At 35.9% G+C, this 25,378-nt stretch carries 21 protein-coding genes and 1 pseudogene; 16 read left to right on the forward strand and 6 right to left on the reverse strand.

All coding sequences use genetic code 11. From position 1 onward, the window contains the following. Window positions 1-13: 13 nt before the first annotated feature. The 7 genes from dltA (at window position 14) to LDM90_RS00730 (ending at window position 6,559) form a co-directional block, all read left to right on the forward strand. Window positions 14-1,528, forward strand: coding sequence for a D-alanine--poly(phosphoribitol) ligase subunit DltA (gene dltA, locus LDM90_RS00705; RefSeq protein WP_223896180.1), 1,515 nt, complete (start codon window positions 14-16; stop codon window positions 1,526-1,528). Continuing rightward, window positions 1,528-2,772, forward strand: coding sequence for a D-alanyl-lipoteichoic acid biosynthesis protein DltB (gene dltB, locus LDM90_RS00710; protein ID WP_198212718.1), 1,245 nt, complete (start codon window positions 1,528-1,530; stop codon window positions 2,770-2,772). The genes dltA and dltB overlap by 1 nt, the downstream gene beginning before the upstream one ends. 28 nt (window positions 2,773-2,800) lie before the next feature. Beyond that, on the forward strand, window positions 2,801-3,040 hold the full coding sequence (gene dltC / locus LDM90_RS00715) for a D-alanine--poly(phosphoribitol) ligase subunit DltC (protein WP_198212716.1): 240 nt from the start codon (window positions 2,801-2,803) through the stop codon (window positions 3,038-3,040). Then, window positions 3,033-4,340, forward strand: a complete 1,308-nt coding sequence (gene dltD, locus LDM90_RS00720; RefSeq protein ID WP_198212714.1) for a D-alanyl-lipoteichoic acid biosynthesis protein DltD — start codon at window positions 3,033-3,035, stop codon at window positions 4,338-4,340. Before dltC ends, dltD begins: the two co-directional genes overlap by 8 nt. Beyond that, window positions 4,340-5,314 (forward strand): serine hydrolase domain-containing protein, encoded by a 975-nt coding sequence (locus LDM90_RS00725; protein WP_198212712.1) that lies wholly within the window; start codon window positions 4,340-4,342, stop codon window positions 5,312-5,314. Before dltD ends, LDM90_RS00725 begins: the two co-directional genes overlap by 1 nt. 247 nt (window positions 5,315-5,561) lie before the next feature. Then, window positions 5,562-5,693: a hypothetical protein gene (locus LDM90_RS09400; protein ID WP_274381232.1), complete on the forward strand. Its 132-nt coding sequence runs from the start codon at window positions 5,562-5,564 to the stop codon at window positions 5,691-5,693. Window positions 5,694-5,851: 158 nt separating this feature from the next. Then, window positions 5,852-6,559, forward strand: a complete 708-nt coding sequence (locus tag LDM90_RS00730; RefSeq protein ID WP_198212708.1) for a DUF975 family protein — start codon at window positions 5,852-5,854, stop codon at window positions 6,557-6,559. Between the two features lie 68 nt (window positions 6,560-6,627). Here the strand turns inward: LDM90_RS00730 and LDM90_RS00735 are convergent, their stop codons facing one another. After that, a complete protein-coding gene (locus LDM90_RS00735; RefSeq protein WP_034978516.1) occupies window positions 6,628-6,861 on the reverse strand; it encodes a hypothetical protein in 234 nt (77 codons plus the stop codon). 149 nt (window positions 6,862-7,010) lie between these two features. On the opposite strand from LDM90_RS00735, the gene LDM90_RS00740 reads away from it, so the two are divergent. The 5 genes and pseudogenes from LDM90_RS00740 to LDM90_RS00760 all read left to right on the forward strand — a co-directional run bounded on the left by LDM90_RS00740 (window position 7,011) and on the right by LDM90_RS00760 (window position 15,289). Further along, complete coding sequence (locus LDM90_RS00740; protein WP_223896181.1) at window positions 7,011-8,306, forward strand: PTS sugar transporter subunit IIC; 1,296 nt, start codon at window positions 7,011-7,013, stop codon at window positions 8,304-8,306. A gap of 4 nt (window positions 8,307-8,310) precedes the next feature. Beyond that, window positions 8,311-9,177 (forward strand): alpha/beta hydrolase, encoded by an 867-nt coding sequence (locus tag LDM90_RS00745; RefSeq protein ID WP_198212706.1) that lies wholly within the window; start codon window positions 8,311-8,313, stop codon window positions 9,175-9,177. After that, the gene (locus tag LDM90_RS00750; protein ID WP_223896182.1) at window positions 9,177-11,708 is read left to right on the forward strand and encodes an AAA family ATPase; all 2,532 of its coding nucleotides are present in this window, start codon (window positions 9,177-9,179) and stop codon (window positions 11,706-11,708) included. The genes LDM90_RS00745 and LDM90_RS00750 overlap by 1 nt, the downstream gene beginning before the upstream one ends. A 206-nt stretch (window positions 11,709-11,914) precedes the next feature. Then, window positions 11,915-14,012: pseudogene (locus LDM90_RS00755) on the forward strand (ATP-dependent Clp protease ATP-binding subunit). 254 nt (window positions 14,013-14,266) lie between these two features. After that, window positions 14,267-15,289, forward strand: coding sequence for a branched-chain amino acid aminotransferase (locus LDM90_RS00760; RefSeq protein WP_223896183.1), 1,023 nt, complete (start codon window positions 14,267-14,269; stop codon window positions 15,287-15,289). A 110-nt stretch (window positions 15,290-15,399) separates the two neighbouring features. On the opposite strand, the gene LDM90_RS00765 is transcribed toward LDM90_RS00760, so the two are convergent. Beyond that, the gene (locus LDM90_RS00765) at window positions 15,400-15,957 is read right to left on the reverse strand and encodes a TetR/AcrR family transcriptional regulator (protein ID WP_223896184.1); all 558 of its coding nucleotides are present in this window, start codon (window positions 15,955-15,957) and stop codon (window positions 15,400-15,402) included. A 101-nt stretch (window positions 15,958-16,058) separates the two neighbouring features. Between LDM90_RS00765 and LDM90_RS00770 the strand changes: the two genes are divergently transcribed. Continuing rightward, window positions 16,059-16,808, forward strand: coding sequence for a sulfite exporter TauE/SafE family protein (locus LDM90_RS00770; protein WP_223896185.1), 750 nt, complete (start codon window positions 16,059-16,061; stop codon window positions 16,806-16,808). Between the two features lie 89 nt (window positions 16,809-16,897). Here LDM90_RS00770 and LDM90_RS00775 read toward each other — a convergent pair whose 3' ends face one another. Then, entirely contained in the window at window positions 16,898-18,748 is a 1,851-nt protein-coding gene (locus LDM90_RS00775; RefSeq protein WP_223896186.1) for a glucose PTS transporter subunit IIA, read from the reverse strand. A gap of 19 nt (window positions 18,749-18,767) precedes the next feature. Further along, window positions 18,768-20,243: a glycoside hydrolase family 1 protein gene (locus LDM90_RS00780; protein ID WP_223896187.1), complete on the reverse strand. Its 1,476-nt coding sequence runs from the start codon at window positions 20,241-20,243 to the stop codon at window positions 18,768-18,770. 294 nt (window positions 20,244-20,537) lie between these two features. Here LDM90_RS00780 and LDM90_RS00785 point away from each other — a divergent pair, with 294 nt between their 5' ends. The 3 genes from LDM90_RS00785 to LDM90_RS00795 all read left to right on the forward strand — a co-directional run bounded on the left by LDM90_RS00785 (window position 20,538) and on the right by LDM90_RS00795 (window position 23,675). Next, window positions 20,538-21,359: an AraC family transcriptional regulator gene (locus tag LDM90_RS00785; protein ID WP_223896188.1), complete on the forward strand. Its 822-nt coding sequence runs from the start codon at window positions 20,538-20,540 to the stop codon at window positions 21,357-21,359. A gap of 253 nt (window positions 21,360-21,612) precedes the next feature. Then, window positions 21,613-22,503: a DUF3737 family protein gene (locus LDM90_RS00790; protein ID WP_223896189.1), complete on the forward strand. Its 891-nt coding sequence runs from the start codon at window positions 21,613-21,615 to the stop codon at window positions 22,501-22,503. Between the two features lie 5 nt (window positions 22,504-22,508). After that, window positions 22,509-23,675 carry a MalY/PatB family protein gene (locus LDM90_RS00795; protein WP_223896190.1) on the forward strand — a complete coding sequence of 389 codons (1,167 nt, stop codon included), beginning with the start codon at window positions 22,509-22,511 and terminating at the stop codon, window positions 23,673-23,675. A 405-nt stretch (window positions 23,676-24,080) separates the two neighbouring features. Here LDM90_RS00795 and LDM90_RS00800 read toward each other — a convergent pair whose 3' ends face one another. Together LDM90_RS00800 and LDM90_RS00805 are read right to left on the reverse strand one after the other, a co-directional pair. Continuing rightward, window positions 24,081-24,566, reverse strand: coding sequence for a hypothetical protein (locus LDM90_RS00800; RefSeq protein ID WP_045928807.1), 486 nt, complete (start codon window positions 24,564-24,566; stop codon window positions 24,081-24,083). Further along, window positions 24,559-25,377 carry a DUF3100 domain-containing protein gene (locus tag LDM90_RS00805; RefSeq protein ID WP_034978475.1) on the reverse strand — a complete coding sequence of 273 codons (819 nt, stop codon included), beginning with the start codon at window positions 25,375-25,377 and terminating at the stop codon, window positions 24,559-24,561. The genes LDM90_RS00800 and LDM90_RS00805 overlap by 8 nt, the downstream gene beginning before the upstream one ends. Window position 25,378: the final 1 nt, after the last annotated feature.

Consider the following 25,378-nt stretch of genomic DNA (forward strand, 5'->3'; position numbering starts at 1 on the left):
CTGGTACACTAATATGATTGAAAATATAATTGAAAAAATTGATGAAATTGCTCAGGCAGAGCCTGAACGTATTGCATATGACTATTTAGGTAAAACTAATACGTATAGTGATCTAAAAAAACGTTCAGATGAATGGGCTCATAAGATTGTAAGTTTGAATCTTTCTCCTAAGAGTCCAGTGATGATTTGGGGCGGGCAGGATTTTGAAATGATTGCCAGTTTTCTTGGTTGTGTTAAGTCTGGACATGCATATATTCCTATCGCCAGCTATTCAAATGCTGAAAGAATTGTTATGATTCAGGAAGTTTCTCATGCTGAAGCAATTTTAGCAATTGATGAACTGCCGAAAATTGATTTGCCAGCTATTAAAGTAGTGCGTCCTGCTGATGTAGAAAAAGGAGATTTTGAATCTGATCCTGCCATCTATGTACAGGGTGACGACAATTTTTACGTTATTTTTACTTCAGGCACAAGTGGTAAACCTAAAGGCGTGCAAATTAGTCATAATAACTTGCTCAGTTTCGTCAATTGGGAAATGGTGGACTTTGATCTGCCGGAACATCCTTCATTTTTATCCCAAGCACCATACTCATTTGATCTCTCAGTCATGAGTCTTTATCCTGCTTTAGTCGGGGCAGGTAAATTGGTGGCTCTGCCGCATGAAGTTACGCAAAATTTTGCTCAGTTGTTTCAGACTTTGCCTAAGCTGCAATTTAATGTCTGGGTATCAACGCCGTCATTTGCGCAGATGTGTTTTTTAGATAAAACTTTTACTGCTGCCAATCATCCAGATTTAACTCACTTTATGTTCTGTGGTGAAGAATTGCCGCACAATGAAGTAGTAATGCTAAAAAAGAAATTCCCCCAGGCGCGAGTTTTTAATACTTATGGACCGACTGAAACTACAGTTGCAGTCACTCAGGTAGAAATTACTGATGCTGTTTTAAGGAAATATGATCGTCTCCCAATTGGCAAGGCTAAAGCAGATACCAAAATTATTATTGATAAATCTAAAGGTGACCAGCCTGATGAAGGCGAAATTATTATTTCTGGGCCAAGCACTTCTAAGGGCTATATGAATAACCCCGAAAAAACAGCTAAAGCATTCTTTAAAAAACCGGGTGACCAATATATGAGCCACCGCTCAGGTGATGAAGGCTTCTTTGACCAAGATATGCTCTTTTACCGCGGCAGAATTGATTTTCAGATCAAGTTTAATGGCTATCGTATAGAATTGGAAGAAATCAACCACTATATTGGAATGAACAAGCTGGTTGATCACGGCGTAGCTGCACCAAAATATAATCAGGATCATACGGTTAAGCAAATTGTTGCCGAAATTAAACTCAAAGATGGGGTAAAAGAGCAATATTCTGAAGCAGAGATTACTAAGATGATCAGAGCAGATTTAGCTAAAGAACTGATGCCATACATGATTCCACAGCGTTATGTTTACCGTGAAACATTGCCGGTCTCGCAAAATGGTAAAGTTGATATTAAGGCTGTCATTAAGGAGGTCAACGAGTAGTGAACGCTAATTTCATTAACTTGCAGCCATATTCCAATCCGCATTATTTCGTGTATCTGATGATTGGCTTAATACCTATTATCATTGGGCTGTATTGGGGTCATCGCTTAAAAATCTATGAGGTTGTATTCTCATTAATTTTCTTGTTTCTCATTTTTGATGGTGAAAAATGGCAACAGGGCGTTAGTTTAATCATCTATATTTTGTTTCAGTTGCTGGTCACTTATGGCTATCTTTATTATCGCCGCCGCAAGAACAGTCCAAATAGAACCTGGGTTTTTTACTTAGCTGTAATTTTAACAATCGTGCCCCTGGTTTTGGTTAAAGTACAGACTGCTTTTCCGCAAGCTAAAATTCCTGGAGTTTTGGCTTTTCTGGGGATTTCTTATCTGACCTTTAAGACGGTTCAGGTCGTGATGGAAGTACGCGATGGCGCTATTAAAGAACTTAACTTGGGAACCTATCTTCGCTTTCTTTTATTCTTTCCGACCATTTCTTCGGGACCAATTGATCGTTACCGCAGATTTGCCAAAGAATGCGACACGGTGCCAAAGCGTGATCAGTATCTAAACGATTTAGAGCTGGCAACACGTTATCTGTTTCAAGGCTTCTTATATAAATTTGTTCTTGGCTGGTTCTTTGGTACCTATTGGCTGCCCCGAATCACCCGAGCTGCTTTAATTACAGGTACAGCAAATGGCGGCTTAAAACTATCCTGGTGGGTAGTAGCTTATATGTACTGCTACAGCATGTATTTATTCTTTGACTTTGCGGGCTATTCTTTATTTGCCGTGTCGATTTCCTACTTTATGGGTATTCACACCCCAATGAACTTTAACAAGCCGTTTATTTCGCAAAACATCAAAGAATTCTGGAACCGTTGGCATATGACCTTGTCTTTCTGGTTTCGGGACTACATCTACATGCGTTTTACCTTCTTTGCAATGAAGAAAAAGCTGTTTAAAAACCCAGTCAGGCTGTCGCAGGCAGCATACCTGCTCTTGTTCTTGGTGATGGGTTTCTGGCATGGGCTGACCTGGTATTATATTGTTTATGGCTTGTTCCATGCTTTTGCCATCATCATCAATGATTGCTGGTTGCGGTTCAAAAAGAAGCACAAAGATAAGCTGCCATCGAATAAATACACAAAATGGCTGGCAATTTTTGTAACTTTTAATGTAGTGTGTTTTAGTTTCCTGATTTTTTCAGGTTTTCTCAGCCAGCTTTGGTTTGGCTGGCAATAGGCAATAATTTTATTTAAGGAGTTTTAACATGGATACCAAAAAAGAAGTTTTAGCAATTTTACAAGATTTAACCGGTGAAGATTTAACAGAGAGAATGGATGAAAATATTTTTGCCAACGGTCTAATGGATTCAATGGCCAGTGTCCAAATGTTGTTAAATTTACAGGAAAAGTTCCAAATAGATGTACCAGTTTCTGAATTTGACAGAAATGAATGGGATACGCCCAATAAAATTGTGGCAAAGGTGGAAAATTTAGAAAATGAATAACAAACGCCGGCTGTGGCATATTTTTGGCCCGGTTCTTTGCGCATTTGTCTTGCTGCTGGTCATCTTTCTGATGCCGTGGGAGCGAACTTTTTCTAGGGATGCCATTTATCAAGCGGCTAATTCGCAAACTAATACTATTTTTAAGTGCTCTTTAATGAAACAGGATGCGTTTAAGGATGGGTACGTGCCTTTTTATGGATCAAGTGAATTATCACGGCTTGATCCATTGCATCCCAGTGTAATTGCGCAAAAGTATCGCCGCAATTACCGGCCATTTTTATTAGGCGGGCCAGGCAGTCAATCCTTAGCACATTTTTTGGAAATGCAGGGGACTGCTAAACAGCTTAAGGGCAAAAAAGCCGTAGTCATTGTTTCACCGCAATGGTTTACTAAAAAGGGTCAAAATCCGGATGCCTTCGCGCTGTATTATTCACCGCTGCAAGCCTGTAATTTTCTCTTAGGTATTAAAAAAGACACGGTGACTAACCGCTATGCAGCCAAACGTTTTCAGCAAATGCCTGAAGTGAAGGGCGTTATCAAACTGGGTATGAGAAGGATTGCCCACGGGCAAAAGCTAACGGGATTTCAACGCTTTTACTTAGAAAATCAGCGGCGCATGCTTAACAATGAAGATAAATTTTTCAGCACCTTCCAGCTGCGTGATCGCATTAGAAGGATCAATAAGCAGGCCAAGTTATTGCCGAATACGTATTCAGTCAAGGCTTTAGACCAAGTAGCAAGTCAGCAGGCTGCACTTAACACCAATTCTAACAATTTTGGTATTAACAATCGTTTTTATAAAAGGCGTTTAAATAAAAGGGTACTTGCTAAATTAAAAGATAGTCAGCGTCATTTTAATTATACTAAATCGGTAGAATACAGCGATTTTGAATTGATGTTGCATCAGTTTGCCAAGCAGCATACCAATGTGCTATTCATTATCCCGCCGATTAATGAAAAATGGTCTAATTACACTGGCTTGTCACAAACAATGTATCAGAAGGCCGTTTCTAAGATTAAATACCAACTGGCTAGTCAAGGTTTTGATAACGTTACCGATTTATCCAAGCGCGGTGGTGAAAAGTATTTCATGGAAGATACTATTCACTTGGGCTGGCGCGGCTGGGTAGCTGTTGACAAGGCAGTAAAGCCATTCATGGCGCAAAGTGATCTACCACGTAATTATAATATTCATAACTATTTTTACAGCAGAAAGTGGCAAAAAAAGCCATATCAGATTAGTTTGACAGATGAAAATCCGTTAAATGGCAGTTCAAAAGAATCTTTAAAAGGAAAATAGTGCGCCAGCAAATTGATGCCTTAGGAATCAAGGGCTCAATTCTAGTCATTAAAAATGGCAAAATAATGCTTAACTATGCTTTAGGCAATAACACTGACACTAGTTATCTAATTAATTCTGTGCAGAAATCTATGACGGCTGCAATTATTATGCGGCTCGTGCAGGAAGGCAAGTTAAGCCTGCAGGATAAATTAAGTGAATTTTATCCGCAAATTTCTGGAGCACAAAAAGTCAAAATTAAAAATCTATTAGCCATGACGGCAGGTCTTGATCTCAAACCAGGAGCAAAGTTAGGAAGAAAGCATTTTGTTTCTGACTCTGATAATATTCAGCATGATGCAGCTAAAACTATTTTTGAACCTGATTTATTAAATAAGTGGCATTATAGTTCACTAAATTATGTTTACCTCTGTGGTATTATGAGCAAAATAACGGGTCAAAGCTATGAGCGGTTGTTCCGCAATACCTATATCAGGCCGTTAAAGCTGAAACAAACAGAATTTTTGTGGTCAAGGCCAGGCAAAATTATTTCCAGTCATTTAGTGCCCGGAATGATTTACCGCAAAGGTCGCTATGACGTGGTTAAGCATAAGGCAGCTTTAAGGGGAGCTCGCAATGAATTAGGGGCTGGTTCAATAGTAATGTCTAATCATGATCTGGCCAAAGTTATACAATATTTACTAGCTGGTAACTTGTTAACCCAAAAGAGTCGTAAATTGCTTTACCAGTCTGAACCACCTGCTTATTATAATGGCGGCTTTTATAATAATATTAAATTAAAAACTAAAACTGCTAATGGTGCAGGAGAGGGTTATTATACCTTCATGCGCAGTACTAATAATGCTAAAACGCTAGTGATTATACAGTCTAATAAGACACGTGAGGGTGAATTTAACCAGTTAAAAAGTCAAATTAATCAAATCATGCTCGAACTACTTGGCCGTAAGGCTGACAGTGCAAATATAATTGGTTGAAACTTGTTTTTTGGTTAATTGCATGCTAAAATTTTGTTGTGTCACCATAGGGAAGTAATCATTTTCTCCGGTAGCGAAAATGTAAAATTTCTATAATGTGGTCAGTAATGGTGGCACAAACACTGTGTGAGCTTAGTTCCGATGTTGGTGGAACTAGGCTTTTTGTATACATGAAAATAATGATAAATACATTTATTAAGTACATTAACATACCCACATTATAGCTGGCATGAATTTGCCTATTATAATGAGCGTAGCTTTAAATAATTCACAGGAATATTTTAGTGAAGAAACAATCAAGAAGTTAGTTAATCAAGCAAAAGATTCTTTGGTTTATGTTAATCTTAGTAATAAAAATCTGGATAAAGAAGACGAATAAATATAAGTTTCTATAATGTGGTCAGTAGTGGTAGCACAAATACTGTGTGAGCTTAGTTCCGATGTTGATGGAACTAGGCTTTTTTAGTGTTTTCTTTGCTATCTGCCATTGCTAGGGGGTAAAATATATTTAATATATACTAGATAAGGAGATAAGTTATGAACAGAGCAGAACTAAAACTAGAAGCGAAAAATCAACTGCGTCATAACTGGGGCTGGGCAGTTATTATTGGTTTAGTAATGACCTTATTTGTTGGTTTCTTTTTTGCCAGGCCAGCAATAAATAATTCACTTAAGATTACAAATAATGTAAATGATGTCATGGGAACCGGCTCAATTGATTCACTGTTTAAACCTGCATTTTGGGCAGGTCAATTAGGTACTGATACGGGTTTAACTTTTATTGGCAGCTTTTTTATGCTGAGTATGGTAGTTACTTTCTTACATTTTGCTCGTGGAGAAAGACTAGGCTTTTTTAAAGGTATTTTTTCTGTTTTTACTGATGATCGGTTTGTACCAGAATTTCTGAATTATCTTTGTGAGTATATTTTTCAATTTCTGTGGTCTTTATTATTAGTTATCCCTGGCTTAATTAAGTCTTATTCTTATGCCATGACGCCCTATATTGTTAATGACTTGGTAGCAAGTAGGCAAGAGGTACATGCAACAACAGCAATTACACTAAGTCGTCAGTTGATGGACGGCCATAAATGGGAACTATTTGTATTAAATTTAAGTTTTATTGGTTGGTATCTTTTGAGTGTACTAACTTTTGGCATTGGTTATATTTGGCTAGTTCCTTATGAACAGACAACTAAAGCCAATTTTTACCGCAGATTAGCTGGTGATCGATATTTAAAAAATTAAATTGATAAATAACTAAAAGAGCAAGACATTCATTGTCTTGCTCTTTTTTTGTGTACCCATTTTAAAATTTAGTACTTGTTCAAGTCTTCAATACGCTCTTGAAACCATTTGCCAGCATATTCAGAATTAAAATCATCTGTTTTTTTGAGAGCATCCTTTACTTGACTGGAATTTAAGTGATCAATCAGGTAGGTCTTTAAAGCCTTATTAATCAGATCATTAAAATCAGTATCGTTAACTTCTAAATACTTTTCTGTTAGCTTTGCTACCTTTTCAGTTAATTCAATTTTCTTCCTGCTCATTTTCTCGCCTCTTAAAATACACTTTCATTATACCATTTTATTCATTACTAATAATAAAAAAGATAATGGTTGGTATTAAAATGGCTAGCATTAGAAAAATAGAGTATTATTTTATTTTAAATACAATAATCAAGGTTAGGTCAGATTTAATGAAAGAATATACTATCAATATCGTAGCACGTATGCAGGAATTCTCTTTTTTTCGTGCGACAAGACATACCATGGCAGTGTTAATGCCGATTGCAGTGGTTGGCTCATATTTTAAACTTTTTAATGACTTGGTTTTTACACCTAATGGACTAATTTATAATATATGTAGCCTGGATAAAGTATTATCTGATCATATTTGGTATGGTGGTTCTTTTGTTTGCCGTGGAATGGTAGAAATTACTTTTGGGGTGTTTGGTGTCTATGCCAGTTACTTTATGGCTCGTTACACAGCACGGCTTTATCATAAGGATTCAACTATGGCAGGTTTAACTGCTGTTCTAATTATGCTTTTTTGTTCATATGCATCCAGCAGTGGCCGCAATGCTCGCATGCCGTTTACTGCCAGTTTGTTACAAATTAATGCAGTTTTTATAGCCTTAGTTATAGGATATTGTGTGGGACAAATATTTCATTTATTAGGTAAAGACTTTTCCTACGTTAAAGATGAGGGAACAAAGATAATCCAAAAAAGGGCGGGGGATGCTGTTTTGCCTAGCGCTATTTCACTGCTACTGGGTATATTCTTAGGAATTATAATTTATGAATTACAACTTAAACTCCTTAATTCCACCAGTTTTAATGAAATTGTCAGTCGAGTTCAGACCACTAATAATTTTGGCGAAGTTTTATTGCTTTCAGCTGTGATTACTTTTTTAGATTGGTTAGGAATCGGTTATCCATTGCGCTCCTTATCAGGAACGGTTAATAATGCTTTTACTGCTGAAAATTTGACGTATACATTAAAACACGGTAATTCTTGGAATGTGCCGTATAAATACCTGGGCAGTTCACTCATTAACAGCTATGGGATAATGGGTGGTGCTAGCGTTGCTTTAGCCGTGATTGTATTGCTTTTAATAAGGCGAGGTAATAGAGAAAATGAAATAAATGCTAAAATTAATTTATTACCAGCTGCTTTTGGTTCTAACTTGGGATTTACAATTGGTTTACCTCTAATTTTAAATCCTGTGTTCGTATTGCCTAGTGTTATGATCCCGATTATTAATATGACATTGGCTACTGTGGCTATTAGCGTACATATTATTCCTGTGAGTGTTTATCAAATTTTAAAAGGAACCCCCGGAATTTTAGTTTCATTTTTTGGCACAAATGGTAACTGGTCAACGTTAATTTTTACATTACTGCTGTTTTTGTTGGATATAGTTTTGCTATTACCAATAATTAAAATTAATGAAAAAATTGATCTAAGAATTGCTTACCAGAAGAAGGAATGATCAGATGCGTAAAAATCCTAATTATAAATGGCTAATCTTGGTCATAATTGTTTTAATTATGCTGGCTGTCCCCAGTTTTTTTTGGATGAAAAAGGATAATAAATCAAGAGCGGAACTTAGCAAGTCGCTGCTTTCCCCAGTAATAATGGTTCCTGGTTCCAGTGCCACAACTGAGCGTTTTAACGATTTAATTGATGAACTGAATAAAACTACTCTCAACAGACACAGTGTAATAAAAATCAAAGTTTCACGTGAAGCAAAACTAACTTACAGTGGCTCTATTGGTAAAAACGATTTGGAGCCTTTTATTATTATTGGTTTTGACAACAATAAAGACGGTTATACAAATATTAAAAAACAGGCAAAATGGCTAAATGTTGCGTTTGAATCACTAATTCAAAACTATAAGTTTAATAATTTTAAAGCATTTGGTCATTCCAACGGTGGTTTAATTTGGACTTATTGGCTGGAACATTATTATTCTGAATATTCTGATAACATTAAGATAAAGAAGTTAATGACTTTAGGAACTCCTTATAACTTTACTGAAAGTAATATTAATAATCGGACGCAAATGCTGGCAGATTTTATTAAAAATCGTGCAACACTACCGCAATATTTAAAGGTTTATTCTCTTTCTGGAGGGAAAAATTATGAATCAGATGGAATCGTACCTGAAACAAGTGTAGCTGCCGGTAAATTTATTTTTCAAAATCAGGTTAAGAATTATACGGCAATGACAGTTACAGGTGAAAAAGCAGATCACTCAGATTTGCCGCAAAATAAGCAGGTAATTCAAGCAATTCGACAGTACTTATTAAAGAAACCAAATAGGCCATTAAAGCCTGCTAAGGGAAAGGAGAATCATTAATGAAATACCAAAAACAACCTACTAAAATTGAAGTAATTGGTGGTAGAGTTAATAATTTAAAAAACATTGATGTTGATATTCCACTACATAAATTTGTAGCAATCTCTGGCTTAAGCGGATCTGGTAAATCCAGCTTGGCAATGGGCATTTTATACTCAGAAGGTGCAAGACGTTATCTTGATTCCTTAGCAGCCTATACTAGGAGACGTATTAGCCAAGTTGGTCGTGCACAAGTAGATGAAGTCAAACATATCCCTTCAGCTTTGGCATTAAGACAGCGACCTGCTGTTCCTAGTGTGCGTTCAACCGTTGGCACAGTAACGGAAGTTTTTAATATTCTACGACTAATTTTTTCCCGATTAGGTTCACCTGTATGTCCTAACGGTCACAGAGTCCCACCAACCATAAAAATTGCGGAAGCAATGGATTTAACTGGAGAAGCAATGGGTCGCTTGACGTGTCCTAAATGTGGCGTACAATTTTATGCTTTCAGTGCTGAAGACTTTGCGTTTAATTCAGATGGTGCGTGTCAAAAATGCCAAGGTCTAGGAACGGTTGAGCAGATTGATGATAGTAAGATTATTGCTGATGAAAATTTATCGCTTGAAAAAGGTGCAGTAGCTACTTGGCAAATTCCTGGTCGAAATTGGATGTGGCGTATTGCCCGTGAACTAGGAGTACGGACTGATATTCCATATAAAGAGTTGAATGCTAAAGAAAAAGATATTGTGCTTCATGGTAAAGAGCGAAAAGTCCCTATTGACTTGCCAACTTCAACTGGTCGAGTTTATCATCTTGATGCGCTATATGAGAATGCCTATAATGCGGTGGCTAACTCCCGTAAAACAACTAAGTCGGAGCGAGGATTGCAAAGAATTAATTCTTTTTATAAATTTAGTACCTGTCCTCGCTGCCATGGCTATCGGATTGATCCTAGTCGCTGGCAGCAACTAGTTGCCGGCAAAAATATTGTTGAAGCTGAAAAACTGACTTTAGGTGAATTAACTCAATATATGGACGAGATTTTAGCAAGTTTGCCACAAGACATGCAAGACTTAGCAGAAAATTTAACGAGTGAGTTGTTGCATCAAGTCAAACCTCTGTTAAAATTAGGACTAGATTATTTGAGCATAGACAGACAGGCAAGTAGTCTGTCTACAGGTGAACTTCAACGTATCCAGCTTGGCAGAACGTTGCGCACCGAAACCACAGGGGTACTCTATGTATTAGATGAACCATCAGTGGGCTTACACCCTGATAATGTAGCTGGGTTGATTGATATATTTCATGAATTGGTCAATCAAGGCAATTCTTTAGTTGTTGTTGATCATGAAACTGCCATTATTAACGCAGCTGATTGGGTGATTGAAATTGGTCCCGGTTCAGGCAGCCAGGGTGGTGAAATTATTTCCCAGGGAATACCCAAAGAGATAGAACATAATGAAAAATCCTTAATTGGACCATATTTAACAGGTAAAGCACCATTATTTGTCAGACCCAGGGCCAATAAAGACCAAATCTTTAAACATGGCAAAATAAAGCTTGATGTTACTAAGCGCTTTAACTTAAAAAACTTGCATGTGCAAATACCTGTCAATCGCTTAACTTCTGTTACCGGATTTTCAGGTGCTGGTAAAACTACTCTCATTCTAGATTCTTTGATTCCGGCATTGAAGGCACAAAAAAATAATAGTGAAAGACCTAAGTGGGTAAAGAACTTAGATAATGACTATATTAAAAACGTGGTTAGTGTTGATTCTACTCCAGTTGGTAAAAATCAGCGCTCAATTGTTGCAACTTATACAGATATTATGGATAACTTGCGTAAACTTTTTGCCAAACAGCCTTTAGCTAAAAAGTTGAAATATCGTGCATCTCATTTTTCATATAATAATAAAGAAGGTGCATGCCCAGCATGCGGTGGCACTGGTGTTATTGCACTTGATATCCAATATTTGCCAGACATGGTTGAAACATGTTCAGTATGTGGAGGTCATCGTTTCAATCAAAATGTCTTGCAGGTAAAATGGCATAATTTAAGTATTGCAGACGTTTTGGATTACTCAGTAGATGATGCCTTAAAAGAAAAAATTTTTCAAAAAGAGCCAAAAATTAATAAAACAATTACAACATTACATGAGATGGGGTTAGGTTATCTTCATCTAGGGGAGTCTACTCCAGCATTATCAGGAGGAGAAGCACAGCGGTTAAAGTTAACTAGTCACATTCATCAAAGGCAAAAGGGCACTTTATTTGTTTTTGATGAACCGACAGTGGGACTGCATCCACAAGATGTGAGAACACTCTTACAAGTGTTTCAAAGATTACTTGAGCAAGAAGGAACTATTATTACTATTACGCATGACTTGGATATTATGGCTAACAGTGATTATATGATTGATATGGGACCAAGAGGAGGACTACAAGGAGGAAAAATTATTGCAGACGGATCCCCTGTGGATATTTTTCAAAATTCTGGTAGTTTAACTGGTAAATATTTGGCAAAGCAATTTAAATTATATCAAAAATAAAAAATTAGAGCCTAAAAAGTAGCTGAAAGCGGTGCTTTTAAGGCTTTTTTGATTTCTGTGGGAAATTAGAATAATCTGTGGAAAAAGTTAGTCAAAACTATTGCTTTCTGTGGATAACCTGCTATAATATTATATGTAAGCAATTAGCAGTCGAACGCTACGAGTGCTAATTACAAATTTATAACCTATCAAAGGGGTGTTTACATATGGCATATTTTGATAATGATTTTGACGATTTATTTAACGAATTAAACAATTCTTTTTTTAATAACACTAATGATAAAGGTGAAGCTATTCCTATTCACTATTCAAGCAGTATGAATATCTCACCGCAAGACATATCCCAAAACGGACAAATGGGGCAAAAGCAAGGACAAAAGCCAATTGGAGTTGATTTGGTTGAGCAAGCAAAGAAAAATAAATACGATCCTGTAATTGGGCGTGATGAACAAATTCAGGAAGTTATAGAGATTCTAAGTCGGCGCAAAAAGAACAATCCAGTTTTAGTTGGACCAGCAGGTGTAGGTAAAACTGCCATTGTAGAAGGATTGGCACAGAAGATCGCTGCAGGCGATGTTCCTGACAAGATGAAAGACAAACATATTATTGCAATTAACATTAATGATATGGTTGCTGGATCAAGTTTGCGTGGTAGCTTTGAAGAGCGCCTGAAAAAAAGTGATTGACGAAGCTAAGAAAAATCCTAATATTATCTTATTTATTGATGAATTACATAATATTGTCGGAGCAGGGTCAACTGACTCTGAAAATAACAATGGTGACGCTGCTAATATTTTGAAACCGGCTTTGGCTAGTGGCGACTTGAATCTGATTGGTGCAACGACTACGAGTGAGTACCGCAGGATTGAAAATGATGCAGCCCTGGCACGTAGGTTCCAGCCTGTACAAGTTCCTGAGCCATCTGCTGCAGTGACTGTCAAAATTTTGGAGGGTCTAAAAGATAAATATGAAGCTTTCCATCATGTAAAATACAATGACAGTGCTTTAAAGCTGGCTGTTGAATTATCACAGCGCTACATACAGGGACGGTACTTACCTGACAAAGCCATTGATTTAATGGATGAAGCAGGTGCCAAAAAGGGTCTCGACACTATTCCTGATGATGAAGCAACTTTAAAGAAGCGGATTAAAAAGCTGGAAAGTGAAAAAGAAACTGCTGCCAAAAAGGAAGATTACAGTAAAGCAAGTGAGCTGAAAAAGAAGATTGAAGAGTTGCGCGACAAAGCTGATCATGTAGATGATGAAGCGACTCCACATGTTACTGATGAAGATATCTATGCTTTGATTGAAGCCAAGACAAAGATTCCAATGAGTGAATTGCATGCAAGTGAGGGACAAAAAAATCTTGATTTAGCTGAAAAATTAAAGAAAGTGGTTATTGATCAGGATAATGCGGTTGATGTCATTACTGATGCAATTGCCCGTAAACAAGTTTTTAAAGACAATGATCGTCCTACTGGTACATTCTTATTAACCGGACCTACTGGTGTAGGTAAGACAGAATTAGCTAAACAATTGGCTATTCAATTGTTTGGTGGTGAAAATCATCTGATTAGACTTGATATGTCAGAATATCAAGATCAAATGGCAGTTAACAAGCTAATTGGTTCTGCTCCAGGTTATGTTGGCTACGGTGAAGGCGGTCAGTTGACTGAAAAAGTTCGTCACCAGCCATACAGCTTGATTTTGTTCGATGAAATTGAAAAAGCTAATCCGCAAGTGTTTAATGCTTTGCTTCAAATCATGGATGATGGCCGTTTAACTGATGCACAAGGCAGAACAGTCTCCTTCAAGGATACAATTTTAATCATGACTTCTAATGCAGGTTATTCCGACCAATTGCTAAAAGACGGTAAAGTAGATCATGATAAATTAATCAAGGCTTTGGAAGCATACTTCAGACCAGAATTTTTGAATAGACTTGATGCGATTGTGCCATTTAATTCATTAACTAAAGATGATATGAATAAAATTATTGATATTTACTTAAGTAAAATGGCACATGTTTTGGCGAAAAAGAACGTTAAGGTTAACGTTTCTGCTGAGACTGAAGCTTATTTAGCTGAAAAGGGCTATGATAAAAAGTTTGGTGCAAGACCTTTACGTCGGGTAGTTGAGCAGGACTTGGAAACCCCGATTGCTAAATTATTAATGAAAGAGCCTGACACCAAAGAAGTCAAGTTTACAGCAGATGACAAGCATGTTTACTTAAATGATGCTGCAGTATTAGACATTAAGCCAAAAGAAAAATCTGAAAATAACGATAAAACAAAACAAGATTAATGTTAAAAAGGGATCATTCAATAAAGGATGATCCCTTTTTTGCTTCTAGTTGTTTCATGTGAAACCCTCCACACGGTAACGAAACTGAATTTTTGTTTTATTATTGAAAATTCATATTATTTTATTAAGATTATTGCAATTTTACTATTGACATCAACAAAAATATAGTTTAAATTAGGTATCAATTAAATTATTATTAAAAAAGCTAAAAATTATTTTTTAGCTTTTGTAGTTTTGTTATAGGGGACAATCAAATGAAACAACAAGTAGAAGACCTGGATTGGAAAAATCTGGGATTTAAGTATCGTGATCTGCCTTATCGATATGAGGCGAAATATAAAGATGGAGAATGGCAGGAAGGAAAACTGACCGAAGATTCATCCATGACCTTTTCTGAAGGTGCGGAAGTACTGCACTATGGACAAGAGGTTTTCGAAGGACTAAAGGCTTACCGTAGAAAAGATGGTAAGATCAATCTCTTTAGACCTGATCAAAATGCACACCGCTTTACTCTTTCAGCAAAGCGGTTAGCCATGCCGCCATTTCCTGAAGATAGATTTGTTGATGCCGTAAAACAAGTTGTTAAAGCTAATGAAGAATTTGTACCACCATATGATAGTGGCGCAACTCTTTATTTACGACCACTTATGGTAGGAACAAGTAAAGTTTTAGGTGTTGAAGCGGCCACTGAATATACCTTCCGCGTTTTTGCGGTTCCAGTTGGCGCATACATTAAAGGATTGAACCCTGCAGATTACGTTGTTAGTGAATACGACCGTGCCGCATATGCTGGTACCGGTCAAGCAAAGACAGCCGGTAACTATGCCAGCAGTTTGCTTCCGACAGTTGAAGCACATAAAAACGGTTTTGCCGATAGTCTTTACTTGGATCCACGTGAACATAAATATATTGACGAATTTGGTGGTGCTAACTTCTACGGCATTACCCAAGAAGGACAGTTTGTCACACCAAAATCAAAATCGATTTTGGTTTCTATTACTAAGCGCTCACTTTTGGAAGTCGCTAAGTGGCAAGGTCTAAACCCAGTTGAACGCCAGATTACCTTGGAAGAAGCGTTCAACATGAAAGAAGCTGGTGCAATGGGTACAGCTGCTGTAATTTCTCCTGTAGGTTCAATTACCTACGAGGGTAAAAAACATGTTATCTATAGTGAAACAGAAACTGGTCCAGTTACTAAGAAACTTTATAACGAACTGGTTGATATTCAGTATGGTAACAAGAAAGGCCCAGAAGGCTGGGTCCAAACATTGGATTAAGTTACAAATTGGGAATAAAAAAGGCGAGTCTTAGGACTCGCTTTTTTTCTTTTAGTTTCGAAACAAAACCAAAGATTTCGATACAATTTAGGTTTAATACTTCAAACCTTTTATTTTGCAATATCACTAAGGTTTTGTTTCAGCAATTTACGAAAACTTTTATCAGCTGGTAGCGATTTATCTGCAAACCAACCTGTTCCAACGTTGACGATATCTCCTATTGCTAAATCTCTAATGCATCTGCTTGCTAGTAATTGTTTTTTAGGGTCAGTGAACTCTGTTGCTATCATTTGATTAAAGATAGATTTTAGTTCATTAAAAGCTGCGGTAGTTTCAGGATAGTTATTAGTGCGTGGCATTTTTAAAACAAATTGAGTTAAGAGAAAATGATTCAGTGCTGTTTCGCGAAATGTCATTGCAAAATCAATAATCGCTGTCAGGCCAGCTTTGCCAAACAAATCTTTGCGTAATTGATCTGTTAGCAGGCTAACAGTCCACGCAACTATGGCGTAATTTAGTGCTAACTGATTAGGAAAATAATTATATAGAGCTTGCGATTGAGTGCCAAGTTTTTTGGCAATAGACGCAAAATTATTTTCTTTGTTGTCTTCAATTAACTCAATGCTTGTTTTAATAATTATTTCTTTAGACAAAATTTGTCGTGGCATTTTTAACTCCTTACTTAATTTGACTTTTACAATATGTAAATTATAATTACATATTGTAACTATAACATATAATATTAAAAAAATTAAGAAGGTCAAATAATATGAAAATTTTTTTGCTAGGACTAATAGGGTTGATAATAGGAACCTTCGTTATTCTTTTTGGCGGTGGTGGAGCGGCCATTTACCTGGCAATTTTGACCGGCTTATTTGGATTAAATGCGGCAACAGCATCTTCTACTTCCTTAGTAACAGCTTTGCCTTCATTAATTATTGGTGCAATTAGCTATTATCATCAAAGACAAATAAATACTAAAATAGGTAATCAAATGTTAATGACGGCAATTCCTGCTGTGATAATAGGCGCCATACTCTCAAAATATATTCCTGCCAAAATTTATAAATGGCTGATAGGAATCGTTTTGGTAGTTCTTGGCATTAATATGCTACTCAAGAAGAAAACGCAAACTGCCGCAACTGTTAAAAAAACGCAATATGCCAGGCTAGAAGCGGGTATGTATGGTATCTTAGGTGGCTTAATGGTTGGCGTTGCTGGCATGAGTGGTGGCGCTGTTATTATTGGCGGTTTATTTTTGCTGGGATTACAAGATTTTCAGGCTACTGCAACTTCAACTTATGTTCTGGTTTTTATGACTATCACGGGTGCGATCTTTCACATTGCAGACGGGCGAGTAGATTGGACTGCTGGGTTGCCCTTGATGATCGGTGCTATCATTGGCGCTGTTATTGCACCTAGACTTGCCCAAATTCTAGCTAAAACTAAAATCACACGCTACATGAAATCCACAGTTGGTGTCTTGCTGGTATTATTAGGCGTTAAGTCATTGCCCTGAGTCCTGAAAAATAGGTTTATTAGAATAAAAAACGTGATCCTGCTATACAAACAGAATCACGTTTTTTGGTGTATATTAAATTCTTAATTCTATAATTGCACAGACATTATCTCATCAAAATCTGCGGCAGATTTATTTGGCAGTGTAAACTTAACATTCTTAACCTTGTCTTTTGAATTTGTGATTACCACGATGACAGTTGGATCTTTGCCACTGTCTTTAACTTGCTTAATATCCATGAATGCAATTTTTTGACCGGAAGCGACTTCATCACCTTTTTTAATAAAAAGCTTAAAAGGATTACCATTTAGTTCAACTGTATCAATTCCTAAATGTATTAAAACCTCTAGTCCATTATTTGTGGTGATACCGATACCATGCTTTGTTTTTGCCAACATAGTGACTTTACCTGAAACTGGAGCATAAATGCTGCCTTCAGAAGGCTTAACTGCAAAACCTTCACCCATCGTTTTGCTGGCAAAAACTGAATCAGCTACATCTTCCAATGGAATTACAACTCCGGCAGCAGGAGTACTAAAAGTCATGCTTTGTGGTGAGCTGGATTTTGTTTCACTTCTTTGAGCAACTTTTCCACCTAAAATTACTGCTACTAGAGCACTAGTTAAGAAAGCTGCTATTAAGCATATAATCATTAACAAAACATTGGTAAAACCTTGACCCGCCTTGACATAAACAGGCAGAGAAGTGATGCCGGGCATTACAAATGCATAGCACTTAATACCAAGTAAAACGGTTAGCATGCCACCAACTCCGGAACCACACATTGCTGCTAGCATGGAACTTTTATGAACCACATTAACTGTATAAAGAGCAGGCTCAGAAATGCCTATAAAAGCAGAGAAACTGGTAGATAATCCTGCGGCACGCAATTCTTTATTTTTCATTCTTAAAGAAGTGCCAAAAGCTGCTCCAGATTCGGCCATATTGTGTACAAAAGAGACGGGCAATAAGTAATCATAACCTAATGTAGCGATATTCTGAATTTGAATAGGAGATGTTGATTGATGCATACCCGTTAAAACGATTAATGGCATGAAAAATCCTAATAAAAATCCTGCTAACAAACCAGCTTTTTGGAATAACCATACTATACCGTCAGCTAGATATTGACCTCCGTATGCTCCTAGTGGTGCCAAAATCCACATTGCAATTGGTACGGCGGTAATTAAAGTTATGGCAGGAACAACCACCAATTTTAATACGTCAGGTATAAAGCGGTCAACAAAGTGATAAATAATGGCCATTAGTCCTACGCCTAAAATAACTGGAAAAACAGAAGAGGCGTAGTTAAAGACTGGAATATTTAAGCCAAATAGCATTAACCCGGAATGACCACTTGCTATTTTGGCAACAAATGTAGGATAAAGCAATGCACCGGCCATACAGATGCCAAGAAATTCATTTAATTTAAATTTGCGTGCTGATGAAATTGCCAGTAAGAATGGTAAAAAGTAAAAAGGAACATCAGCGATTAAATTAAATAGAGCCATCGTGGTGTTTTTTTCGAGTCCTGGTGAAATTGCTAGAACTATTGCCAAAATTCCCTTTAGCATACCTCCTGCAACTAATGCGGGTAAAATTGGTTGGAAAACACCTGAAATGACATCTAGAATTACTTTTCCAGTGATTTTAAACTTGTGCTTACCTTGATTTTGGCTATTATCATTTTGCTGAGGACCTATAATTTTCTCAATTTCTGCAAAAACTGAATCCACGTTTGGACCAATTACTATTTGATATTGATTGCTCTTGATAGTAGTTCCAAGAACACCTTGTAAATTATCAATTTTTTCTAATTTTGCTTTACTAGCATCTTTGATTGTAAATCTAAGCCTGGTAACACAATGCCAATAGTTATTGATGTTATTTTTTCCGCCAAGATAATTAATTATTTGGTTAGCCAACTCCTTCTTTTTCATAATTTCTCCTCCTGTATATTTATTTCTTTTTCGACTTAGCTATGTGTTCTTGGATTCGATTCTTGTACCAGTAAAATGAATCCTTTTTGTATCTTTTTCCTGTACCTTTGCCACCATTATCTAAATCGACATAGATTATGCCATATCGTTTATCCATGGTTAACGGACCGCAAGAAACGATGTCGATTATGCCCCACATAGTGTAAGCAATTAAATTTACGCCATCTTTTACAGCTTCATCTAATTGATCTATATGGGCACTAAGATATGCGATGCGGTAATCGTCGTGTACTTTGTGATCTGAAGTCAATTCGTCATGGGCACCAATACCATTTTCTGCAACAATAATTGGTAGGTGATAGCGATCATATATTTGGTTAAGAGTGAACCTTAAGCCAATAGGATCAATTTGCCAACCCCACTCGGATTCCTTTAAATAAGGGTTTTTCTTAGTCATAATCAGATTGCCTGCAGTTTGTTCCCAATTAGCTGCATTAGTTGAAACCTGTGAAAAGTAGTATGAGAAGGAAACAAAGCCAACAGTTCCGTCTTTTAACAATTCTTTATCACCGGGTTCGAAGTGAATATGAACGTTTATTTTATCAAAATAACGCTTCATGTATTCTGGATAGTAGCCCCTTGCTAAAACATCTAAGTAAAACCAATTTGAATACTGGTCATCTTGGATAGCTTGCAAATTGTCTTCCGGCTTTGAAGTAGCTGGGTAAGTAGTGAAACGGGCAATCATACCGCCAATTAGTTTTCCTGGCACAAGCTCGCGTCCTAGTTGTACTGCTCTAGCACTACATAAAAATTGGTGGTGTAGGCATTGGAAAATCTCTTGATCCATGTTCTTTTCTGTACCAGGTATTAAGCAAACTCCATCCCAAGGGGAAAACTTAGCAGCGTTTATTTCATTGAATGGCAACCAGTAATCTACTAAATCACCTAATCTTTTATATAAAACAGTTACATATTTTTCGAAAAATGAAATAATTTTTCTGTTTTTCCAGCCACCGTATTTTATGACCAAATTAACGGGGATGTCATAGTGAATCATTGTAGCGAAAACTTTTATGCCGTATTTTTTACACTCAGTAAACATGTCACGGTAATATTTAATTCCTTCTTCATTAGGTTCTTGATCGTCACCGTTGGGGAAGATTCTTGACCAACTAATAGAAGTACGAAAAATTTGCAATCCCATTTCTGCCAGCATTTTTATATCTTCTTTATAGTGATGATAGAAATCAATACCTCTTCTAAGGGGATAATATTTTGTTCCCTGATCTTTTAACGCTTGATCAAATTCTTCTTGTGAAAAAGGATTATTTTGGTGCTTATCTTCAATTTTCTCAGGTGTCCAGCTAGGATCTAGATAGCGTAAATCTTGTGTAGAAATTCCTTTGCCTCCTTCTTGAAAGCCTCCATCTGCTTGAGAACACGCAATTGCTCCTCCAAGTAGGTAATTTTTATCATAATCTGTTTTCTTCATATTTATTTCTCTCACTTTCTAAGTGTTTGCACCGCTTACAATGCTATAATAATTGGAGTTATATATTATTTAAATATCATTAACAGTTTTATTTTTTATCATATTCATTAGAGCAACATTGTGAACAAATTATTACAATAAAAAATTTTTCAAACTACAGATAGCGAAAAATGGCATTTACGAAATAAGAACAAATTAAGTCCTTTTTACAAAACATTAAAAACTAAAAATTATCATGGTCATCAAGTATTCTTCTTTGACTTTGTCAATACGTTAAAGGAAAACAAAATAGGTATGATTCGCGAAACACGATATACAACAATACCACCGCATTTACATAAAGATATGGAAATGAATTATATTTATTCTGGGGAATGTACATTTTTTATTAATGGTAGAAGAATTACTTTGAGGAAAGGTGATGTATGTATTTTAGATACAGATGTCATAAACAGTGCTGCATACAAGGGAACTAAGGACATAGTTTTTAATATAATATTTAAAAAAGAATATTTTTCTTCAAACTTTTTATCACAGTTTAACGGTTCAGATACTTTGAGCAGATTTTTGTTGAATGCAATTATAGGTAAACAAAGCTCCGATAACTTTTTGATTTTCCATACAGAAAATACAAAAAAATTTTCGCAGATTTTTGACATGCTTTTAGAAGAGCATTATTTTCCTAAGCCCAATAGTATTAACATAATTGAAAATTATTGCTCGATTTTATTTTTTTATTTGAGTAGGATAATTGGTGATGATAATCAAAATTTAATTGTCAATACGGCCGATAAGAGTGTTTTACAGATTTTGCAAACTATTGAGAAAAAAGATGGCAATTGTTCACTTGGTGAAGTAGCAGAAGAACTTCATTTTTCTGTCAGCACAATTTATAAACTGTTAAAAGAAGTAACTGGTAAAAATTTTTCTCAGATTAAAATTGAAACACAGTTAAAAAGAGCAAAATTTCTTCTATCTGAAACTTCATTGCCTATCACTGAAATCATGTTAAACGTAGGTATTAAAAATACAACTTTTTTCTATAGTAAGTTTTATGAAAAATTTGGCGAAACCCCCAAACAATTTAGGCAGAAAAATCAGCACTTGCAGATTTAAAAAATAATAAATGTAATAATTATTTAATAACCTTATCATATAGCTTACAAATATACAATGAGTTTTTAATTAAATGATAAAATACCTATGTAGCCAATGATATGCTTGTTATAACTATTTGTAATAAAGGAACCTAATCAAATAGCATTTTAAGTTGGAAGCTTTTCAGAGGATAATAAAGAATTAGGGTTTTTCCTGGCAATAATACAAAAAATTAAAAATTTCAAAAATACAAAAGAGAAAAGGGATCGGAATGAATATTATCAAAAATCATTTTTTTGAAGGTGAAAGAATTCTTTTTGGGTTAAAAAATTCACAACTGGCAGGAATTACTTTTGGTGAAGGTGAGTCGCCGCTTAAGGAAGCCAGTAAAATTGATATCAAGGATTCTATCTTTAAATGGAAATATCCATTATGGTATGACAAGGACATTAATGTGGATAATACTGTATTTGAAACTATGGCTCGCAGTGGTATATGGTATACCAAAAATATTTCTATTAAAAATTCTGCTTTGCAGGCTCCAAAATTATTTAGGAGAGCAGAAAAAATAGTCTTAGACAATGTTCATTTTGCTAATGCTGCAGAAACGATGTGGACTTGCAAAGATATCAGAATTACCAATAGTCAAGTTAACGGTGACTATTTTGGTAAAGACAGTCAAAACATCTATCTTGACCACGTTAGTGTTATTGGTAATTATGCTTTTGACGGAGCTAAAAATATTGAAGTACATCACTCCACTTTTATTTCTAAAGATGCTTTTTGGAATTGTCAAAATGTTGCTGTGTATGATTCGATAATAGATGGTGAATATTTGGCATGGAACGGACAAAATATCAAGTTTATCAATTGTAAAATTGAAAGCGACCAGGGGCTTAATTACATCGACCATCTGGAACTGAAAAATACCAGTTTAATTCATACTGACTTAGCATTTGAATATGTTTCTAATATTAATGCTGCAATTTCAAGCAAAATTGACAGTGTGAAAAATCCAATTTCTGGTAAAATTTCTGCTCCTGCAATTGGTAAATTAATTTTAGATCCTCAAAAAATAACTCCTAGTGAAACTGAAATTGATTGTGCTAAAATTGATGCGAAAGTTAATCATTCAGATGAAAATCAGAAACCGAAGGATTAGAAATAATGGATAAGTATGATTTTGTTAATGCACCAGATAGAAGAGATACAGATTCAGTCAAATGGCATGTCAAAAAGGGCGATTTGCCAATGTCAATTGCTGATATGGATTTTAAAACAGCACCCGAAATAATTACCGCAATGAAAAGGAAAGTTGATCGCGGTGTTTTTGGCTACGAGTGGCCTGAAGATGACTATTTTAAAGCGGTGGCTGACTGGTACGAAAAAGAACATTGTCATCGGCCTCAGCAGGAATGGATGATTTTTACTACAGGGGTGGTACCCGCAATTTCTGCAATTGTAAGACGAGTTTCCCACATTGGCGATAACGTTTTAGTCCAAGCTCCTGTATATAATGTTTTCTACAATTCAATTGAAAATAATGGCCGACATGTTTTATCCAATGACTTGCAATTTGATGGCGAAAATTATGCAATCAACTGGGATGATCTCGAACAGAAATTAGCTTTACCTTTGACAACACTGATGATTTTTTGTAATCCGCATAACCCTATTGGTAAGGTATGGACTCAAAAAGAGGTACAAAAAGTTGCAGATCTATGCTATCAGTATCATGTAGTTCTTTTGTCCGATGAAATTCATGGCGACTTAGTGCGCAAGGGTTCAGACTATACCCCAGCTTTTTCAGTGAATAATCCTGCACGCGAAAACGTTGTTTCATTAGTTTCACCTAGTAAAACTTTTAACGTTGCTGCACTACACGCAGCAACAGCGATTGTGCCAAATAGTAATTTGCGCGCTATGGTTAATCGCGGACTTAATAGCGATGAAGTAGCTGAACCAAACTTGCTGGCTATTCCTGGAACAATTGCTGCCTACGAACATGGTCACAACTGGCTAGAGGCATTGATTAAGCAGTTAAATGTTAATTTCACTTATGCTGAAGAGTTCATTAATAAGAACCTTCCACAAGTTAAGGTAGTTGCAGGCGCAGCAACATACTTAATTTGGCTTAATGTAAGTCAAGTTAGTAGTGACTCGCAAAAATTAGCGGACTTCTTAGAAAAAACAACTGGTTTGGTTTTATCACCAGGAAGCATTTATCGTGGAAATGGTCACGACTTTTTGCGTATGAATCTTGCTTGTCCCTTAACAATGGTTAAAGATGGCTTAGAACGGTTAAAGGTGGGACTGACAGATTATTTGGCTTGAGAGCTTTAAAAAGGCGACTATGGTAATTATCATAATCGCCTTTTTATTTCCTAAAAATTTTAAGCGGATCAAAAATATTTATAGTGTTTTTAAATCCTTAAAGATGTTGAAAACATATGCTTCTAAAAATTATATTGTTTCATGTGAAACTGGAAAAGGAATGAACCAAATAGTTAAAGCAGACAATTGTGTATTATTTCCCAGGAAATATTGCCAAACTAGGAAATAATATTAAAAATTTGATTTAAATCTGTAGTTAAAAATTAAGGATTGCAGTTATCTTTGCAAAATGGAATATGTAAATGGCTTTTCTTCCAATTTTTATTAAATGATATATAAGCAAAAATAAAAAGCCGTTTAAACTAATTAAAGTTATCGCGACTTTTGGCTTTTTAAAAACTACTTTTAACTAAGATTAAGGGCAATTTGTGAGATTAAGGTGTCCATAAAGTACATACCAAAGAAAACAAAAATTGCGACGATTAAAATCTTCCAGCTTATTTTAGTCAATTCTTTCAAACGGTGGGTAACTGATATTCCAGCAAATGCTAGAACAGAGGTTGTTAGTGAAAGGAAGTCTACAGCATTAATTACACGAACACAGTAGGGACTAAGCAAACAAAAAATTAGAGAAACAATTGAAACCCAGCCTAGAATAGGGAAGCCCTGAATGATTTTCCAAGGTACTTTTTTCATCAGCATACTGATAACTATGCCTAGTAGTGAAAAAAGCCATAACATACCTAAACCAATGAATGTGTCAGTAGTAATTGGTGTGCTTTTGGGATTTCTAATTAATTTAACCCATTGAACAAATAATACTAAGCTAACACTAAGTAAAAGAATGACTGCATCTTTAAATAATTCATATAAATTGTTTTCTTTAGTCATGATCTGGATAAACTTCTTTCTTTTTGTCTAGTAGGCTAGTGATGTGTGTGTACATGAATCTTTGCAGAGGCACTGCTAGGAAGTACATGATATAAGTGCCAATAAAACTAGTTAGCAATTGACTGGCCGCGGCAAAGGACAAAATAGTGTCACTGTGTTTTGGTACTAAAGCCGCTAAAGACGATGAAGCTGCAGTCATCATTGAACTAGAACCAACACCGGCACTCATTGCAACAGCTTTATAGTTAAAGCCCATGCCTAGAAGAAGTGGAGCAAGGATTGAAAAGATAATTGAACCAAAAATGGTACCAATTAAATAAATTCCAAGTACGCCACGACCTTCAGGGGAATTTAGCGTGTATTTTTCACTAATATATGCTAGTTCACCTTCACGGCCTAAACCTAAGGTTGAACCTATAGCTTCTTCTCTTAAGCCAAGTAATAGCGCTACAGGTAAACCGAAGATAATCGTACCTAAATTACCTAATTCGTGGACTAGAAAAACCCAACCAACAGAAATAATTTCGTTGATTTTAGGGGCCACATTCGCTCCATAACGTGCCATTAAAGGCAACATGATAAGAATCATGTATTTACCGGCAAATTTCACCCGTTTATCATTGTAAAGTTTTTTAATAGGCTTTGCTGGGATTAAATAAACTAAAATAGCAATAATTACCGCAAATACTAGAGGTAAGATAGAGATTTCAATTTTGCCGATTTTAAATACTTGGGTACTAATCATTTCAGAAACTGTATCTATTAATAACACTAAAATGATTAGCGGGCCGTATGCTTTTAAATATTTCATT

This window comes from Lactobacillus huangpiensis, from assembly GCF_019972815.1.
In the GTDB taxonomy this organism is placed as follows: domain Bacteria; phylum Bacillota; class Bacilli; order Lactobacillales; family Lactobacillaceae; genus Lactobacillus; species Lactobacillus huangpiensis.

Coding starts and splice junctions, on each gene's coding strand:
- LDM90_RS00805 (WP_034978475.1), bottom strand. CDS start 25,377: ATGAAATATTTAAAAGCATACGGCCCGCTAATCATTTTAGTGTTATTA.
- dltC (WP_198212716.1), top strand. CDS start 2,801: ATGGATACCAAAAAAGAAGTTTTAGCAATTTTACAAGATTTAACCGGT.
- LDM90_RS00795 (WP_223896190.1), top strand. CDS start 22,509: ATGGATAAGTATGATTTTGTTAATGCACCAGATAGAAGAGATACAGAT.
- LDM90_RS00765 (WP_223896184.1), bottom strand. CDS start 15,957: ATGCCACGACAAATTTTGTCTAAAGAAATAATTATTAAAACAAGCATT.
- LDM90_RS00785 (WP_223896188.1), top strand. CDS start 20,538: ATGATTCGCGAAACACGATATACAACAATACCACCGCATTTACATAAA.
- LDM90_RS00730 (WP_198212708.1), top strand. CDS start 5,852: ATGAACAGAGCAGAACTAAAACTAGAAGCGAAAAATCAACTGCGTCAT.
- LDM90_RS00780 (WP_223896187.1), bottom strand. CDS start 20,243: ATGAAGAAAACAGATTATGATAAAAATTACCTACTTGGAGGAGCAATT.
- dltD (WP_198212714.1), top strand. CDS start 3,033: ATGAATAACAAACGCCGGCTGTGGCATATTTTTGGCCCGGTTCTTTGC.
- LDM90_RS00750 (WP_223896182.1), top strand. CDS start 9,177: ATGAAATACCAAAAACAACCTACTAAAATTGAAGTAATTGGTGGTAGA.
- LDM90_RS00800 (WP_045928807.1), bottom strand. CDS start 24,566: ATGACTAAAGAAAACAATTTATATGAATTATTTAAAGATGCAGTCATT.
- LDM90_RS00790 (WP_223896189.1), top strand. CDS start 21,613: ATGAATATTATCAAAAATCATTTTTTTGAAGGTGAAAGAATTCTTTTT.
- LDM90_RS00735 (WP_034978516.1), bottom strand. CDS start 6,861: ATGAGCAGGAAGAAAATTGAATTAACTGAAAAGGTAGCAAAGCTAACA.
- LDM90_RS00770 (WP_223896185.1), top strand. CDS start 16,059: ATGAAAATTTTTTTGCTAGGACTAATAGGGTTGATAATAGGAACCTTC.
- LDM90_RS00775 (WP_223896186.1), bottom strand. CDS start 18,748: ATGAAAAAGAAGGAGTTGGCTAACCAAATAATTAATTATCTTGGCGGA.
- LDM90_RS00760 (WP_223896183.1), top strand. CDS start 14,267: ATGAAACAACAAGTAGAAGACCTGGATTGGAAAAATCTGGGATTTAAG.
- LDM90_RS00740 (WP_223896181.1), top strand. CDS start 7,011: ATGAAAGAATATACTATCAATATCGTAGCACGTATGCAGGAATTCTCT.
- LDM90_RS09400 (WP_274381232.1), top strand. CDS start 5,562: ATGAGCGTAGCTTTAAATAATTCACAGGAATATTTTAGTGAAGAAACA.
- dltA (WP_223896180.1), top strand. CDS start 14: ATGATTGAAAATATAATTGAAAAAATTGATGAAATTGCTCAGGCAGAG.
- LDM90_RS00745 (WP_198212706.1), top strand. CDS start 8,311: ATGCGTAAAAATCCTAATTATAAATGGCTAATCTTGGTCATAATTGTT.